The organism is Streptomyces sp. NBC_01210 (genome assembly GCF_036010325.1).
Taxonomy (GTDB): domain Bacteria; phylum Actinomycetota; class Actinomycetes; order Streptomycetales; family Streptomycetaceae; genus Streptomyces.
Map to the genome: position 1 here is coordinate 3,489,344 of NZ_CP108549.1, position 15,052 is coordinate 3,504,395.

17 protein-coding genes and 2 pseudogenes are annotated in these 15,052 nt (G+C 66.4%); 10 read left to right on the plus strand and 9 right to left on the minus strand.

Going from position 1 to position 15,052, the window contains the following annotated elements; genetic code table 11:
* Window positions 1-81: 81 nt before the first annotated feature.
* The 4 genes and pseudogenes from OG735_RS15700 to OG735_RS15715 form a co-directional block, all read right to left on the minus strand.
* Entirely contained in the window at window positions 82-831 is a 750-nt protein-coding gene (locus OG735_RS15700) for a YidC/Oxa1 family membrane protein insertase (RefSeq protein ID WP_327323794.1), read from the minus strand.
* A gap of 107 nt (window positions 832-938) precedes the next feature.
* Window positions 939-1,256 (minus strand): DUF6412 domain-containing protein, encoded by a 318-nt coding sequence (locus tag OG735_RS15705; RefSeq protein WP_327323795.1) that lies wholly within the window; start codon window positions 1,254-1,256, stop codon window positions 939-941.
* 76 nt (window positions 1,257-1,332) lie between these two features.
* A pseudogene (locus tag OG735_RS15710) lies at window positions 1,333-1,545 on the minus strand (sodium:solute symporter family protein); the annotation flags it as partial.
* 51 nt (window positions 1,546-1,596) lie between these two features.
* Window positions 1,597-2,439, minus strand: coding sequence for a class E sortase (locus OG735_RS15715; protein ID WP_442812435.1), 843 nt, complete (start codon window positions 2,437-2,439; stop codon window positions 1,597-1,599).
* A gap of 63 nt (window positions 2,440-2,502) precedes the next feature.
* On the opposite strand from OG735_RS15715, the gene OG735_RS15720 reads away from it, so the two are divergent.
* The 5 genes from OG735_RS15720 to OG735_RS15740 all read left to right on the plus strand — a co-directional run bounded on the left by OG735_RS15720 (window position 2,503) and on the right by OG735_RS15740 (window position 6,682).
* Window positions 2,503-2,925, plus strand: a complete 423-nt coding sequence (locus OG735_RS15720) for a DUF3592 domain-containing protein (RefSeq protein ID WP_327323796.1) — start codon at window positions 2,503-2,505, stop codon at window positions 2,923-2,925.
* 28 nt (window positions 2,926-2,953) lie between these two features.
* Window positions 2,954-3,973 carry an SEC-C domain-containing protein gene (locus OG735_RS15725; RefSeq protein WP_327323797.1) on the plus strand — a complete coding sequence of 340 codons (1,020 nt, stop codon included), beginning with the start codon at window positions 2,954-2,956 and terminating at the stop codon, window positions 3,971-3,973.
* Window positions 3,970-4,428, plus strand: coding sequence for a very short patch repair endonuclease (locus OG735_RS15730; RefSeq protein ID WP_327323798.1), 459 nt, complete (start codon window positions 3,970-3,972; stop codon window positions 4,426-4,428). Before OG735_RS15725 ends, OG735_RS15730 begins: the two co-directional genes overlap by 4 nt.
* Window positions 4,429-4,533: 105 nt before the next feature.
* Entirely contained in the window at window positions 4,534-5,427 is an 894-nt protein-coding gene (locus tag OG735_RS15735; protein ID WP_327323799.1) for an NgoMIV family type II restriction endonuclease, read from the plus strand.
* A gap of 136 nt (window positions 5,428-5,563) precedes the next feature.
* Window positions 5,564-6,682 carry a DNA cytosine methyltransferase gene (locus OG735_RS15740; RefSeq protein WP_327323800.1) on the plus strand — a complete coding sequence of 373 codons (1,119 nt, stop codon included), beginning with the start codon at window positions 5,564-5,566 and terminating at the stop codon, window positions 6,680-6,682.
* Here the strand turns inward: OG735_RS15740 and OG735_RS15745 are convergent.
* From OG735_RS15745 to OG735_RS15755, 3 genes are all read right to left on the minus strand, one after another.
* Window positions 6,676-7,635 carry a NaeI family type II restriction endonuclease gene (locus tag OG735_RS15745; protein WP_327323801.1) on the minus strand — a complete coding sequence of 320 codons (960 nt, stop codon included), beginning with the start codon at window positions 7,633-7,635 and terminating at the stop codon, window positions 6,676-6,678. The genes OG735_RS15740 and OG735_RS15745 overlap by 7 nt on opposite strands.
* A 123-nt stretch (window positions 7,636-7,758) precedes the next feature.
* Window positions 7,759-8,190: a hypothetical protein gene (locus OG735_RS15750; RefSeq protein ID WP_327323802.1), complete on the minus strand. Its 432-nt coding sequence runs from the start codon at window positions 8,188-8,190 to the stop codon at window positions 7,759-7,761.
* Window positions 8,190-8,909 carry an ATP-binding protein gene (locus tag OG735_RS15755; protein ID WP_327328334.1) on the minus strand — a complete coding sequence of 240 codons (720 nt, stop codon included), beginning with the start codon at window positions 8,907-8,909 and terminating at the stop codon, window positions 8,190-8,192. Before OG735_RS15755 ends, OG735_RS15750 begins: the two co-directional genes overlap by 1 nt.
* A 137-nt stretch (window positions 8,910-9,046) precedes the next feature.
* On the opposite strand from OG735_RS15755, the gene OG735_RS15760 reads away from it, so the two are divergent.
* The 3 genes from OG735_RS15760 (at window position 9,047) to OG735_RS15770 (ending at window position 10,918) form a co-directional block, all read left to right on the plus strand.
* Complete coding sequence (locus OG735_RS15760; RefSeq protein ID WP_327323803.1) at window positions 9,047-9,892, plus strand: helix-turn-helix domain-containing protein; 846 nt, start codon at window positions 9,047-9,049, stop codon at window positions 9,890-9,892.
* A complete protein-coding gene (locus tag OG735_RS15765) occupies window positions 9,892-10,086 on the plus strand; it encodes a DUF397 domain-containing protein (protein WP_327323805.1) in 195 nt (64 codons plus the stop codon). The genes OG735_RS15760 and OG735_RS15765 overlap by 1 nt, the downstream gene beginning before the upstream one ends.
* Window positions 10,087-10,345: 259 nt before the next feature.
* Entirely contained in the window at window positions 10,346-10,918 is a 573-nt protein-coding gene (locus OG735_RS15770) for an O-methyltransferase (protein ID WP_327323806.1), read from the plus strand.
* 25 nt (window positions 10,919-10,943) lie between these two features.
* Here OG735_RS15770 and OG735_RS41935 read toward each other — a convergent pair.
* Both OG735_RS41935 and OG735_RS15775 read right to left on the minus strand, forming a co-directional pair.
* Window positions 10,944-11,027, minus strand: a pseudogene (locus OG735_RS41935) (integrase); the annotation flags it as partial.
* A 166-nt stretch (window positions 11,028-11,193) separates the two neighbouring features.
* Entirely contained in the window at window positions 11,194-12,435 is a 1,242-nt protein-coding gene (locus OG735_RS15775; protein WP_327323807.1) for a PP2C family protein-serine/threonine phosphatase, read from the minus strand.
* A 485-nt stretch (window positions 12,436-12,920) separates the two neighbouring features.
* On the opposite strand from OG735_RS15775, the gene OG735_RS15780 reads away from it, so the two are divergent.
* Both OG735_RS15780 and OG735_RS15785 read left to right on the plus strand, forming a co-directional pair.
* The gene (locus tag OG735_RS15780) at window positions 12,921-14,126 is read left to right on the plus strand and encodes an NAD(P)/FAD-dependent oxidoreductase (RefSeq protein WP_327323808.1); all 1,206 of its coding nucleotides are present in this window, start codon (window positions 12,921-12,923) and stop codon (window positions 14,124-14,126) included.
* Window positions 14,123-15,043, plus strand: a complete 921-nt coding sequence (locus OG735_RS15785) for an RNA polymerase sigma-70 factor (RefSeq protein ID WP_327323809.1) — start codon at window positions 14,123-14,125, stop codon at window positions 15,041-15,043. The genes OG735_RS15780 and OG735_RS15785 overlap by 4 nt, the downstream gene beginning before the upstream one ends.
* Window positions 15,044-15,052 lie beyond the last annotated feature (9 nt).

Below are 15,052 nucleotides of genomic sequence, written 5' to 3' on the forward strand. Positions count from 1 at the left end.
GGCCATCGGGGGGATCGGAGGATTGGCCGATCCTCCAAGACATCGGACCACTCTGCAAGACCCCGTTCACAACCTGGACCGTTACGCGGCGGTAGCAAGCGCGCCCGCGACGGGCATGTCCCGGTAGAGAAAGGCCCGCTCGACCGCCGTCCACGTCGTGGTGGTGACCACATAGAGCGCGGCGGCCAGCGGCACCCAGGCCACGGTCAGGAGCGTGGCGAAGGAGAGCAGCGGCATGACCTTCGTCATCGCGCCCATCGCGGCCATGCCCGGCATCTGCTGGTCGGACGGGACCGGCGCGGCCGCCATCTGACGCTTCGTACGCCGGTAGTTGAAGGTGGCCACGGCGGCGACGATCGCGAAGAGCGCGACGTACACCAGGCCCGCGCCGCCGAAGACGCCGCCGTGCGCGAGCGCGTCCGACCAGCGGTCGCCGAGGGGCGCGGCGCCGAGCGTGTGGCTGAGCAGACCGTTCGACTCGCCGCCGATCCGCGTGCTGGAGAACAGGTGGTACATCAGGAAGAACGCCGGCAGCTGCAGCAGGCTCGGCAGGCACCCGGAGAGCGGCGAGACCTTCTCCTTGGCGTGCAGTTCCATGACAGCTTTCTGCATCCGCTCCGGGTTCTTGCCGTGCTTCTTGCGCAGCTCGGCAATCTGCGGCGAGAGCCTGGCCTTGGCCTTCTGGCCGCGGGCGGCCGCCCGGGAGAGCGGATGGACGGCGAGCCGTACGAGCGCGGTGAAGACGATGATCGCGGCGGCCGTGGCGGACGCGTGGAAGAGCGGCTGGAGCAGGTCGGCGAGGTGTGCGACCAGGCTGGCGAAAACGGACATGGGTGAGCCCTCCGAGGGTCTCGTCGTGCCGGGATTGAGGACATGCCCTGATGAGGACATGGCGGCATGACGACCCGCGAGGGGTGTTGTACGAGGTGGGGGTACCCCTACGCGGCCGTCAGGAGGGAACGGCCGGGCGCTCGGGGCCGGGTCCGGCCTTTCGCGTCGGGGTCGCGCTGCGGCAGGAACGCGGTGCGTTGCTCGCGGTCGCGGATGGCGGTGCGGACCCGGGTGCGTGGCACGGCAGGCGCGCAGCGCGCGCTGATGACGGCGCAGACGACGAGCGCGGAACCGGCGGCAGCGGTGGCGGTCGCGGCGAGCGCCACCGCGGCGGAGAGGCTGCCACCGTCGATGAGCAGCACTTCGACGAGCAGGAGGATCAGCAGCGCGGCGGGCCGGAGCAGCCGCGTCGTACGACCGGTCATGCTCCCCCTCTCGCTCACGTACTCGTCACTGACGTACTCGCCACTGACGCACTCGTCGAATTCGAACCTCCAGCCGTTATACACGATCGGCTTCGGGGAGCGGATCCTCCGCAAGTACGTCCTCGTCCGGCCGCGGATCACGATCGGGCGGACCGGCGCACGTCACCGCCGGCGCCACGACCAGGTTGGCGGCGAGCGCGACGATCCCCGCGTTCACGCCCCACACCGGATCGCGCCCGGTGAAGACCGGCACACAGACGATCGCCACTCCGGCCGCGAGCCCGCTCACGGTACAAGCAGCCACAGCAGCTGAGGGCGACGTTTGAGCACGTCCGGGACCCTAGCGCGGCCGCATCGACTTCAACTTTCCCCATACGACGAGCCGGTACCGGGAGGTGTACTCCGGCGTGCAGGTGGTGAGCGTGAGGTAGTACCCGGGCGCGCTGTAGCCGGCGCCGGACTTCACGACACTGCGCGGCACGGCCGCGATCACGCCGGTGTCCCGGCTCGAGGTCTGCGCCACCCCCTTGTCCACCACATACACGTAGACCCCCTCCCGGGTCTCGACCTGCACCTCGTCACCGCCGCGCAGCCGGTTGATGTACCGGAAGGGCTCGCCGTGGGTATTGCGGTGCCCGGCGACGGCGAAGTTCCCGGCCTGGCCGGGCTGGGCGGTCTGCGGATAGTGCCCGACATACCCCTTGTCGAGTACGCCCCTCTTCGCGATGCCCTGGGCGACGGGCGCGACGACGCCGAGCCGTGGGATGCGGAGGACGGCGTAGGCCTGGTCCCAGCGGGGAGCGCGGGCGGGCGGCGCTTCGGGCGCTCCGGTCCCGGTGCCGGTGCCGGTGCCGGTCCCGGTCTCCCCGGCGGTGGGCGTCCCGACCGGAACGGGCCGGCCCGGCACCTCGACGGACCGCGCCTCCCCTTCCCCTTCTCTCCCCCGTCCCCCTTCTCTCCCCCACTCCCGCTCCAGGGCCTGGACCTTGTGCTCGGCGCCCTGCCGGGCCTGCCGATTGGTCCACCACAGCTGATGTACGACGAGGAGGAGTACGACGACCCCGAGGGTGACGGTGACCTCGGCACTCGTCCACAGCCCACGGGCGAACCGGGCCCGCCGCCGCGAGCCGCGCCCCTGCACCACGACCGGTATCCGTTCCCGCACCCTCGCCCGCTGCCGCACGGCGGCACGATAGGTGCTGGTCCGTCAACTCACCAGACCCACGACCTCCTACGATGGCGCCGTATGAGTCCCTTCTGGTTTCTGACCCTCGTGCCCTTCCTCGCAGGCCTGGCGATCTGCGCCGTACAAGGCACGAACTACATCCTTGCGGAGCTCGTACGCAGCACCGGCCGCAGCGCGCTCGGCACGGTGACGGGCCACATAGCCACGCGCGAGGCTTCCTACTCCACGGCTCATCCGGTCGTGCGCTGGACGACGGACGACGGCACGGAGGTCGAGCAGCCGCTGATCGACAACAGCGGCAGCCCGCACCGGCTCCCCGAGGGCTCGCAGGTCCGCGTCCTCTACACCCCGCACAATCCGCAACACGCCCAGATCGACTCGCCGGCCGCCCGCTCGTCGGCGCTCCTCACGCTGGCCCTGGGCACGGCGCTCTGGCTCGGATCGCTCGTGGCGGTACTCATGAGAATCGGCTCATCCCTCTGAACCCCCGTACAGCAGTACGGTGTCCACCATGCGCCCCGACACGCCTGCCGATCACACCACCGAAGCCGAGCGCCTGCTGCGTACCGCGGCGCAGTACCCCGAGGACCATGAGCCCCTGCTGCTCCAGGCCGCGGCCCACCTGGAACTGGCGGGCGACCGCGAACAGGCCTCCACCCTCTACGACCGCTTGCTCGCGGCCGACCCCGAGCACCCTCTGCTGATCAAGGCCCTGCAGGCGGCGAACCTCTGGGAGTACGGCCACGAGGCGGAGGCCCGCGCCCTGATCACCGGCATCCGCACAGCGGCTCCGGCCGACCCCGCGCCCTGGGAGATCGTCGCGGAGACGCTGGAGTCCCACGACGAGCTCGAGGCGTCCCACGACTGCTTCACCGCAGCCCTCACCCTGCTTCTCCCCCCGGGAGAAGACGAGGTCCCCTACGCAACCCAGTCCCTCCTCACGGGCCGCCACCGCGTCCGCCGCCTCCTGGGCCTGCCGCACGACGAGCGGGACGCCCTGGCCGACACGATCCACACGTCCCACACGGCGGACATCTCGCTGGACGAACTCCACGACCCGAAGCGCCTGTGGGCGCTGGGCTCGGAAAACCCGGCCGAACTCAAGGCGGAAATCGCCCGCCTGAGGTCCGAACTGGGCTCGTACCGCTCGGCGTTGTCGCGCCCGTTCCCGGTGGCGGTCCTCCACTGGCCCGAGAACGAACTGAACGAACTGCTCGCGGCCTACCCCGAGTTGGAGGCGGAGTACCCGACCCAGACGGCCCACCTGACGGACATCGAGGCCTCGCTGCGGGACCTGTCGTCCACGGGCACGGAGAACCTGGGCATCGTGACGGCGACGGTCCCGTCGTACGAGGCGTTCGCGGCCTCGGAACAGTCCTCGCCGGCGAACGCGGACCTGCTCCCGCAGTACGCAACGACACTGGCGGCGAGGGGCCGTGCGGTGGCATGGCCGCCGGCGAAGGGGTCGGCGTGCTGGTGCGGGTCGGGGGCGGCGTACCGGGATTGCCATGGGGGGCCCAACCAGCCATGAGTGCCCAGGGTCCCGGCGCCGTTCCTTCCTCCGCAGGCGTGTCCGCCCGTATGAGTCGACAAGGATCACGCGACACTGCCTGTGAGATCGCCGTGCGCAAGCTCCTTCATGCGGGAGGCCTGCGCTATCGAGTGAACGTCCCGGTCCCCGGCATGCCCCGGCGCACGATCGACATCGTCTTCGGCCGCGCCAAGGTCGCGATCTTCCTCGACGGCTGCTTCTGGCACGGGTGTCCCTTGCACGCGACCCAGCCGAAGTCCAACGCCGAATGGTGGCGGGCCAAGCTCGACAAGAACATGGCGCGCGACCGCGAAACGACGGAGCATCTCAAAGCCCAAGGGTGGACAGTCCTGCGTTTCTGGGAGCACGAGGATCCGGAAACCGTTGCACGGGCAGTGGCTCAGGCGCGAGACGTGGCAACACGACCGAGCCACCTGCCGAAGAGCCGACCGTAGCGTGCCCGCTCGGACGCCCCCTTCCCTCACACCCCTTGCCGAGGCGCTGGCGAGACGACTGCGGACGAGTCGCCTGCCTCTCATACCCACCGATTTGGAGGGTTCATGCCCGCCCCCTTCCTCAGCTCTCTTTGCGGATATCGCGAGGGACGCCCAAACACTTCAGACAAGAACGACAAGGGGTCGATCGAGCTAGGCGCAATCTTCTACGAGAAGGTAGGGATTTCACCCCACGCGACGCCCCCTACCAAGGCCATAGGAAATCTTATGGCAGAGTTGATGTCGGCCGACCTGCAGAAGACGTTTCAGGTTGACGCTCCTCACCTTGCAGTGGAGCCCGAAAGAGCGTTCACAAGCTTTGAGCAGTTCTCACACCTCAACGCCGCGAGAGAACTCCGCGGGGACATGGCAGGAGGGGTCGTACGCACCGTCAACGCCATTCGAAATCTTTCCAAGATGACGGGATTGGAACAGAGTCTCCAGCACAAGCTCGACGAGCATCTGGATCGCATTCAGGGCGAGCTGAAGTCAACCGAAGACCGCCGTCGTGAGCTTCTTGATCTCCTGGGAGAAGAGTCCCTCCTCAAACTGGACATCACTGTCTCGAGGGAGATACCCAACCCGACAAAGCCGACCTCTCCCCTCCAACATCTGGTTGCAGGTCTGTCTCTGAAGTGGACACTCCGCACCGATCGGGCCCAGGACTGCCGCAGCCAAGGCTCAAAGATGGCCGCACTCCGACGGGGGCGCATGCCACACTTCGCGGCCGTCACGATGGAACCGCGCCCGGCGATGCTGGCCTTGCTCGGCCGCGGCTCTGGCGATGTCGACTGCGTCTACCACCTCCACCTCCCTGCGCTCGCCGCAGCAATCGACGAGTACTGCTCGGGTAGCCAGAGCAAGGCCCGTCAGGGGATTCATGACAACTTCAAGCGCCTTCGCGATCAACGCAGGGTCCGCGACTACGACGACCTGCGCAGCTACGTGGCAACACTCTGAGACCACCGGCTCCGCCCGGGCGCGAGGCACGGCTAGCCGCGAGCCGCGGGGTTCCGAGCCCCGTCTGCGCCACTTCACCCGCCGACCGCACGACCATCAGGGACAGTTGTCAGTCCCTCCGATTAACCTGTCCGACATGGCTAAGCGCATCTCCATGATCGACCTGTTCGCAGGCTGCGGCGGCATGACCTCCGGCTTCGTTGCAGCAAAAGGATACAAACCGGTCATGGCGGTCGAATGGGACCTGCATGCCGCAGCCACCTACGCAGCCAACTTCGGCGAGTCCCACATGCGCTGGGGAGACATCGCGGAGATCAAGAATCACGAGATCCCCGAAGCGGACGTGATCATTGGTGGCCCCCCCTGCCAGGGCTTCTCCAATCTCGGCACTCGGGACGTCAACGATCCACGCAACAAGCTATGGAAGGAATACATCCGCTTTGTGCGTCACGCACGCCCCAAGGTCTTCGTCATCGAGAACGTGGACCGCTTCCTCAAGTCCTCGGAATTCGCCCTGCTCCAGGAGGAGGTGCGTGACGGCGGCCTGCTGGAGGGGTACGAACTGACGCACGGCCACCTGTTGGCAGCAGATTACGGCGCACCTCAGCGCCGCAAGCGAGCCATCGTCATCGGATCCCGCATCGGGAAAATCCCCCTTCCCGACCCAACTCACGGGCAGGGCAATCCGCTTGGATTGAAGAGTTGGCGGACCGTTCGCGATGCCTTCAGAGGTAAGGCGCTGGCCGACAAGCCCAGCACCACCAGCCTGCCCGATTCGACTGCGACGTTCTTCGGTGAGAGCGTCCCAGGCACGTTCAAGAGCGAAGATCTCCACATCGGCCGCACACCGACAGACCTCTCCCTAATGCGATATGCCCACATTCCGCCGGGGGGCGGACGCTTCAATCTCCCGGAAGAGCTCCTGCCGAACTGCTGGAAGAAGAAGGCAACAGGAACGACTGACGTGATGGGGAGGATGCGGTGGAACGAGCCGTCGCTCACCATTCGAACCGAGTTCTACAAGCCGGAGAAGGGGCAGTATCTACACCCGCAGTGGGAACACGGACCGGACGGCTACCGAGTAGACCGCCCCATTACACATCGGGAAGCGGCGCTACTTCAGACGTTCCCTGACAACTTCCAGTGGTGCGGCACAAAGATTCAGGTTGCCAAGCAGATCGGCAACGCAGTACCACCTATGCTCGCCGAGGCAATTGCCAGGCACATCAAGCCGTACATCGTCACGACTCAGTAGCGGATCACTGGAGCTGGGCGCCTGGACTCTGTCGGCTCCGCAACCACGTAGCTCGCATCACCGATCGATACCTGAGGCCTGTCGGTGACCTGTGGAGCCGGCACCACCCTCGCGGCGACCCACGTACCCTTTTCTGGAACTGGAAGCCTTAACGCTTTGGCAATACGAGGACTCTCATTCTGATGCCCCAGAATGATCACCCCCTCCGGCGCCAGACGATGACGCGCATCTCGCACTCGCTTCGGTGCATCCAGCTGCTTGGCTGCCGTCACAACGGCGTTGCGGTCAACAATGCGCCCGTGAACCTGCCTGAAGAGTTGATCCACTCGACTCTGTCCCGCGGACACATTCTCCAAGGCATTGCGAGTAGCGTCATCGAGCCCAAGCAGGAGATTCTTACGCAACTTCCCATTCTTAAAGAGCCACTTAATCGCGCTACGACCCGTTGCAGAGATATTGCGTTTATGGTCTTGGTTACCACCCTGAGTCAATATCTCTTCGCGTATGCGGACCAACCCCACCGTGAACGCGGACTCTCGGTCGTTCGCAGCCATGAGTAGGCAGAGATGCCCCATCGCCTCACGCGGGATCATCCACTTGCCGTCGAGTGAGAACTTTGCATCCACGTCGACGCCGCAAACCCGGTAGTCCATCTTCTCGCCACGAGCGAGGCCAAAGGCCGCGCGACAGACAATCTCAACCTTGGTTCCCAGGTATGTCTTCTCGGTCTTCTCCAGAACGCTCACGTCGTAACGCCCGGTTCGCTGACCGTCCATCACCTCGTCGAGCGACTGACGGAAGACCGCGGAGAAGCGGTCCTCCAAGTCCGGATGGTCGGTGAACCACCGCGCGACACGCTCGACATCATCACCGCTGGAGGGGGCAACTCCCCATCCTGCACCCCCCGCTTCGTGTGGACCAGGAGCATCGAACAGGGCATCGTCTGTTGACATGAAGCCACAATACGACCAAGCGTCATGGGCCTTCTAGGTGAGAACGGCACTGGGGCATCTCGTCACCGAGTGAGGGCTTGGAGTCATAGACGCGCGATGCCGCTACTTGGTGACACCAACCGCCTATTGCCCGTCGGCCGGTCGGTCTGTTTTTTGAGAACCTCCCGCCAGGAGCTTGCGGATCTCCGAGAGTTCCGAGGCAACCCGCAACCACGTGTACTCGACGAAACCATCTCTGACCTGCTGCACAACGTCGTCCAACCGGCGTAGCACGTCCAGTACAGCGACCGCCCCCTCCAACCCGCTAGGGGGAGCGATTTCGCACCAGGCGACCGGCGAAGAGGCTAAGGCAACGCCCTCCGCAACCCGAACAGTCAGCAGGATCTCGCCTCGACCTTCATCGACGAGGAGCGGATGCACACCGACATCGGGGAGCAAGCCCAGTCTGTCGATCGCGTGCATGACCGACTCAATGCCAGCCAGGTTGGTCAAGTCGACGCCTGCAGCAGTGCTCTCCCTGACATGCTCGACAACTTCATCCCACTCCCCCTCCATCAGCGGTCTCCCCTCAGCCCGGCCTCGAAGTGATCCTGGGCCCGATCCAGGGCTTCGTCCGGGTCGCAGCCGTGGGCGCGGAGCCAGCGAAGAAGGTCCGCGATCAGATCCACGGTGACCTCTTCGGCGACAGCTAGGCTGAGCGGTGAGCCGCCCCGCTTACGCGGCGCCTCACCGTCTCCGTAGAGCGCTAGAACGGCCTCAGCCTTCGAGACTCGTGGATCATCCACGTGCCCGTCAGCAGTCGACAGTTCTGTAGCGAGTTCGACCCAGGTTGTCTTGCCTGAGCCAGTGAGGACGACGCCCCAGCGGTCGGCCACTGTATCGACGAGCGACAGCCCTCTGCCGGCTTCCTCGTCTGGGAGTGCAGAGAGCAGAGTTGGAAGTGCCCGAGCATCCGGGTCTTGGACTTCCAGGCGGAGATGTGTGCCCTTCATTGAGACCGCGAGCGTGGTCGGCGTTCCGGCTCCAACGTGCTTGATGACGTTGGCGACGAGCTCGCTCACGCAAAGCTGAGCAGCCTCGACCGCGCCCGGGAGCCCCCAATGGTTCAGGTGCAGACGCATAATCCGGCGCAGTCCTGCAACCTCCTCGGGCTGCGCCAGAAAAGGCAACTCCCAGCTCTTCCTTGTCACTTCGTAGCGGCATGGACCCATGTGATTCAGCCCCTCCAACGCGGCGATCGCTCTGTGTAGTGGTTCCGTTCTCCAGGGTTGCATTGCAACTCTCAAAATGGAACTCTCACTGGAGCCCTCAGGGTGCACGCCAGTTCATGCACGCCCCCCGCGTGCGCTGTCTTGTCCATATCGCGCTGCACCGTGCACGCTCAGGGAGATCGACACGAAGGGCCTTGACCATGGCAGTTGGACCGACCACCCGCAGGCGACAACTCGGAGCCGACCTGCGCCGTCTCCGCGAACGCAAGGGCCTCACGCTGGAAGAAGCCGGGGCGTTGGTTGGCGTCTCCAAGGCCACCTTGAGTCGCTACGAGACCAAGGAAGGCACCGTTAAGTGGCCCGCTGTCGATGCGCTCTGCCGCGAGTACGGGGCGTCGGACCAGGAGCGCGAGACGTTGGTCGAGTTGGCCAAGGGCGCCAAGATTCAGGGCTGGTGGCGCTCGCTCGCCGACCCGATCCCCGACTCGATGAACCTCATGCTGACCCTGGAGGATGAGGTCGTACGTGAGGACCACTACGCCTGCATGTACGTACCCGGCCTGCTTCAGACCCGTGCGTACGCGGAAGCGGTGCACCGCGCATCCGAGATGCGCTGCACAGATCAAGAGATCTCTCACATGGTCGACATCCGAATGAAGCGGCAGGAGCTCCTCGATCGTGAAGAACCCCCACATATCTGGGCCGTGATCGACGAGGCAGTTATCCGGCGTATGGTCGGCGGTCGCAAGGTCATGCGTGACCAGTTGAGTCTCTTGCTCGCACGTGCCGAGGAGCCTCAAGTGACCGTTCAGATACTGCCGTTTGCCGCCGGAGCCCATGCTGCCGCGGTGGGGAGCTTCGTCATCCTGGGCGGGCCTACGCCCGAACTCGACGTCGTATACGTGGACATCATCGGCGGCGGGCTGTTCATGGAGAAGCCGCAAGAACTTGAGCGCTATAAGTTGGCGTTCGAGTACCTGCGCGCGCAGGCGCTGGACATCGGGGCGTCAGCTGCGCTCCTGGATCGGGTCTGCAAGGAGCTGTGATGGGTCACGAAGACATCCGCTGGATCAAGTCGTCGTACAGCGGAGGAAGCGGTACCGAGTGCGTTGAGGTCGCCGTGTCCGCTGTGGACGTCGCCGTGCGGGACTCCAAAGTCCCGCGCGGTGCGCGACTCGACCTTCCACCGAGCGCCTGGGGGGAATTCGTGGTCGCCCTGCGCGAGGGACGCCTCACCTAGGCGGGCCCAGACTCACCGCCGGTCTGGCCCTCGTCCTGCCCGTCGCCAGGGCACCTCATAGCGGGCCCCGTGCGTGCCGCCTTGATCAGCGGATCGATGTGTCCGACTTGGCGCGGCTGGTGGTGATGTCGGAGTACCACTTCCGTCTGCTGTTCTCCGCGCTGTGCTTTGACCGGGAAGGTTCACCGGGTCCGGACAGGCGAAACTCCGTGCGGACGCGCATGCTGGCGGATAGCGTCATGTTCACGGTGAAGGGGGCATGACCATGGCAGAACGTGCGGTTCCGCCTCGCGTGGTGGCCGCAGAGCGTGTCGCCTCCGAGGCAGGATTCAAGAAGAGTTGCATCCCTGAAGTGGGCAGGTTGCTCAGGCTGGCCGCTGCTGCGAAGCCCCACGGAATCATTGCGGAGAGCGGCACCGGCTCGGGAGTGGGCACCGCCTGGCTGCACAGTGGCCTTGGCGCCGGTGCACGCCTGGTTACAGTCGAGCGTGACGAGGAGCTGGCCCGTCGAGCGGCCAGTATCTTCGCGGACGACAAGCGCGTCAGCGTTCTCACTGGGGACTGGCGGCTGCTTGAGCAGCATGCCCCCTTCGACGTGTTTTTCTGCGACGGCGGGGGCAAGCGTGACGACCCCCAGGGGGTCGTCGAGCAGCTCGCCCCCGGTGGCCTTCTCATCCTGGACGACTTCACCCCCTCGCCCCACTGGCCGCCTCGCTTCGAAGGCGAAGTGGATGAGCTCCGCCTGTTCTACCTCACTCATCCAGCCCTGGACGCCACGGAAATACTTACAACACCAGCCAGTTCAGCGGTTGTTGCGGCACGCCGCCTCTAGCCAAGAAGGCTTGCAGGGTTCTTGATCACGCCGCGTGGGCCGGTCTGCCGCCCCAGCGGATGCCCTTCTCGCTGCGGATGCGGACACGCTCACGCCGTTGGGCCGCTGCGCACTCGTGCGTCCGGGTCAATTCAGAGCGTCGATGGCCTTCACGATCAGCGCCGGCCGTGGTCAGGGGCGCACCGGCGGACAGTCAGTGGCGAGTGCACACCGCGGTTGACCAGGCAGCGGGTCTGCGTGCCGTCGGCTTTGTCCATGGTGGTGCGGCTGTCGGCTCACTCCAGGACGGCGAGGTGGTCGGCGGCGCCTCCGCGCCACTCGATCAGGAAGAGGGTCGCGTCGTCGCTGGTGCTCCCGCCCCGTTGCTGCTTCAGCGTGTGGGAGAGCGAGCGCACCACCGCCCGAACTCCCTTCTCTTCGGGCTCGATGCGATTGACCCAGCTGATGAGTTGTTCCTCGCCGAACTGCTCTTCGCCGGCTTGGTGCTCCTCGATCAGGCCGTCGGTGAAGCACAGCACCCGGTCGCCGCGTTCCAGCATCTGTTCGCTGATCCGGGGCTCTTCACCACCGAAGCCGACCGGCAACGTGGTCGGGCCCTGAAGTTGCCCGACGACCTGGTGGTTGCGGATCAGCAGGGGTGCAGGGTGGCCCGCGTTGACCCACTGCAGGTGGCCCGTTGTGATGTTCAGGCGCATCATCTGCGCGGTGACGAAGTGGTCGGGCCCGAACTGCCCGGCGATGGCCCGGTCCATGAACGTGTAGATCTCGGACAGACCGATATCGGCACGTCTGGCGTGCCGGTAGGCGCCGACGGCGACGGTCGCCATCGTGGCGGAGTCCAGACCGTGGCCCATCGCATCGACCATGGCCACGTGCAGGATGTCGTCGTTGAGGGCGTAGTCGAAGCTGTCGCCGCCGACGTTGTAGGCGGGCTCCAGGATTCCGGCCACCGCGACCTGCGGGACGGACATCGCCAGCGGCGGCAGCAGGGACCACTGGATCTCCGCGGCCACGCTCATCGGTTCGCGGCGCCGGGCCAGGAAGAACTGGTCGGTGTAGCTGTGCTTGGTGACCAGCATGTCGGCGACCAGGCCCGCGAGCCTGCGCAGCAGGCGCCGGTCGTCGTCATCGACGATGTCCAGGGTGAGGGCCATCACTCCCACCTGGTCGCTGCCGTCCAGCAGCGGTAGGTACATCCGGACCCCGTCGGCCTCCGCCACCTCGACAGGGGTCGCGTACAGGAAGGCCGCGCCGGCGGGAGAGTCACCGATCGGCTCAGGCTCGCCGACCGTAAGCCGGCGACCCGGCAACGGCACCAGCAGCAGCTGCGCATAGTCCTGCAGCAGGATCGAGAGTTCGCGGCCACCGACCCTGGCCACCTCTTCCGCGATCAGCGGGGCGATCAGCTGCGGCGGCATCTCGTGTGCCCGGTCCAACAACACGCCCAGCAGCCGCTCACCGAACCCTTCCGACCGGTCCAACATGCCCTTGTCAGGCCGCCGCTCACCTTCTGCCATAGCCGCACCCTTGCACCGGCGTCTTCAAAGCCTCGGCCACCGTGTCCTGCTCACCTCGTGCCGCGGAGCCGGCGCCCGCCCCGACACGCTCGGGTCCATCCGGCGGTCCCGGCGGATCCCCTCGACCCGCTCACGCGATCCGTACACACGGGCTCCTGACACGGCCGTGATCAACCCGCACAGAGTGACGCGGCTGAGCAGCCCTGAGAGCCCATTACGCCAAACGCGGCATGTCACACACGGTCAGGACAGTTGGCTCTCCATCGCGTTGTGCACCAAATCTCTCCCGGAGCGGGGCCGCACTTCGGGACCCCTGACAGCCGGCCGGCACCAAGGCCGGGGACACGTATCGCCGGTTCCTCGTTGGCGGTGCGGATCGAGGCCGCCATCAAGTCGACTGTGGCGCCCGTCACATCGGTTCCATGTCACGAACGGAGGGTCAGCTTGCATCTGGTGGTCGTCAGCAAGAGGAGAGAGGCGGAACGATGAGCGCACAGAGCGGAACCGGCCCGGCGACGACCCACCGCATTCTGGTCCTGGGGGCGGGGTACGCGGGTATGTCCGCAGCGATCCAGCTCGCGGCTCGGGTCAGGCGGCATCAGGATGTGCAGGTGACCCTGGTGAATCCGCAGGAGCGGTTCACCGAACGGCTGCGGCTGCATATGACGGCGACCAGGCAGCAGCTCGCCGAGATGAGCATCCCGGAGCTGCTGGAGGGTACGGGTGCGCAGTTCGTGCGCGGCTGGGTCACGGCGGTGGATGCGAACGAGAGGACCGTGCGGATCGACGACGACCGGATACTGCGCTACGACACGCTGGTGTACGGGTTGGGGAGCGTGGCCGACACGGCGGCCGTGCCGGGCGTCGAGGATCACGCCTACACCCTGAACAGCGCCCAGGACGCCGAGTTGCTGGCCGACCGGTTGGTGCGGTTGGGCAGTGGCACGGTGGTGGTCGGTGGCAGCGGGTTGACCGGCATCGAGGCGGCCGCGGAGATCGCCGAGCGGCACCCGGAGCTCGACGTCGTCCTGGTGGGCCGGCAGGAACCCGGTGCGACCATGAACCCGAAGGCCAAGGCGTATCTGCAATCCGCGCTCCGGCGCCTGGGTGTCCAGGTGCGCAGCGGGAGCGAGGTGGTGAAGGTGCTGCCTGCTTCGGTCGAGCTGGCAGGCGGGGAGAACATCGCCGCCGATGCCGTCCTGTGGACAAGTGGTACGCGGGTGTCGCCGCTGGCTGCCGCCGCCGGCCTGAGCGTCGACGGTCGCGGTCGCATCGTCACGGACGATTCACTTCGGTCGGTGTCCCACCCCGACGTGTACGCCGTGGGTGATGCGGCCGCGATCCGCCAGGGCTACGGCATCATGCACGGCACCTGCCAGGGCGGCATGCCGACCGGTGTGCATGCCGCTGTGTCGATCGCCCGCACGCTGAAGGGCAAGCAGCCCAAGCCGTTCCGCTTCGGCTACTACCACACGCCGGTGAGCCTGGGGCGGCATGACGCGGTCGTTCAGTTCACCCACCCCGACGACACCCCCAGGCGGGTGCACCTGACCGGCCGCAAGGCGGCCTGGTACAAGGAGACGGTGACTGCCTCACCCTGGCCGACATTCGGCCGTATGAAGAAGATGCCCTCCTCGGGAGCGTTCTGGCCCCGCGGCGGCCGCTTCACCCGGGTCCGGGACGCGCGATGACGCATCCGTACCCGGACCCCGGCCAGCAGGTGTTCAACGACCATCGCAATCTGCTGTTCTCGGTGGCGTACCGCATCCTCGGCACCGCGGTCGATGCCGAGGACGCAGTACAGGACGCCTGGATCAAATGGTCGGCCGCCGACCGCTCGCAGGTGGCCGAACCCAAGGCGTATCTGACGCGGATCGTGTCGAATCTGGCGATGGAACGGCTGCGCTCCACCCGGCACAAGCGGGAGACCTACGTCGGACCGTGGCTTCCGGAGCCGATTCTCACCGTCGCCGACACCGCCGACACCGTCACGAACGCCGAGTCGGTGTCGATGGCGATGCTGGTGGTGCTGGAATCGCTGAGCCCGCTCGAGCGCGCGGTGTTCGTGCTGAAGGAGGTCTTCGGCTTCAGCCATGCCGAGATCGCAGAGGCGGTGGAGCGTTCCGAGCCCGCGGTGCGGCAGGCCGTGCACCGTGCTCGCGAGCACGTGCAGGCCCGGCGGCCACGCTTCACCGTGGACCGGTCGCGGCAGAGCGAGGTCACCGAGCGGTTCCTCGACGCCGCAACCGGTGGTGACATCAACACCCTCATGGAGCTGCTGTCCCCGGACGTCACCCTGTGGACCGACGGCGGCGGCAAGGTCCGCCAGGCCCTGCGCCCGGTTGTGGGCGCACAAACGGTGGCTGCCTGGTTCGCAGCCATCGGCACCGTCACCTACCAGGGTGTCGATCCCGCCGACATGAACGCCGATCTGGTCGAGATCAATGGCGGTCCAGGCATGGTGTTCAGCGGTTCGGGCCGCGTGATCGCCACTGTCACCTTCGAATTCGACGCCGATGGCCGCATCATCACGATCCACAACGTCGCCAACCCCGACAAACTCCGGGTCATTGCTGGTGGCAGACCTCGCGACCTCGGCACGCACTGAGGCCTCCCC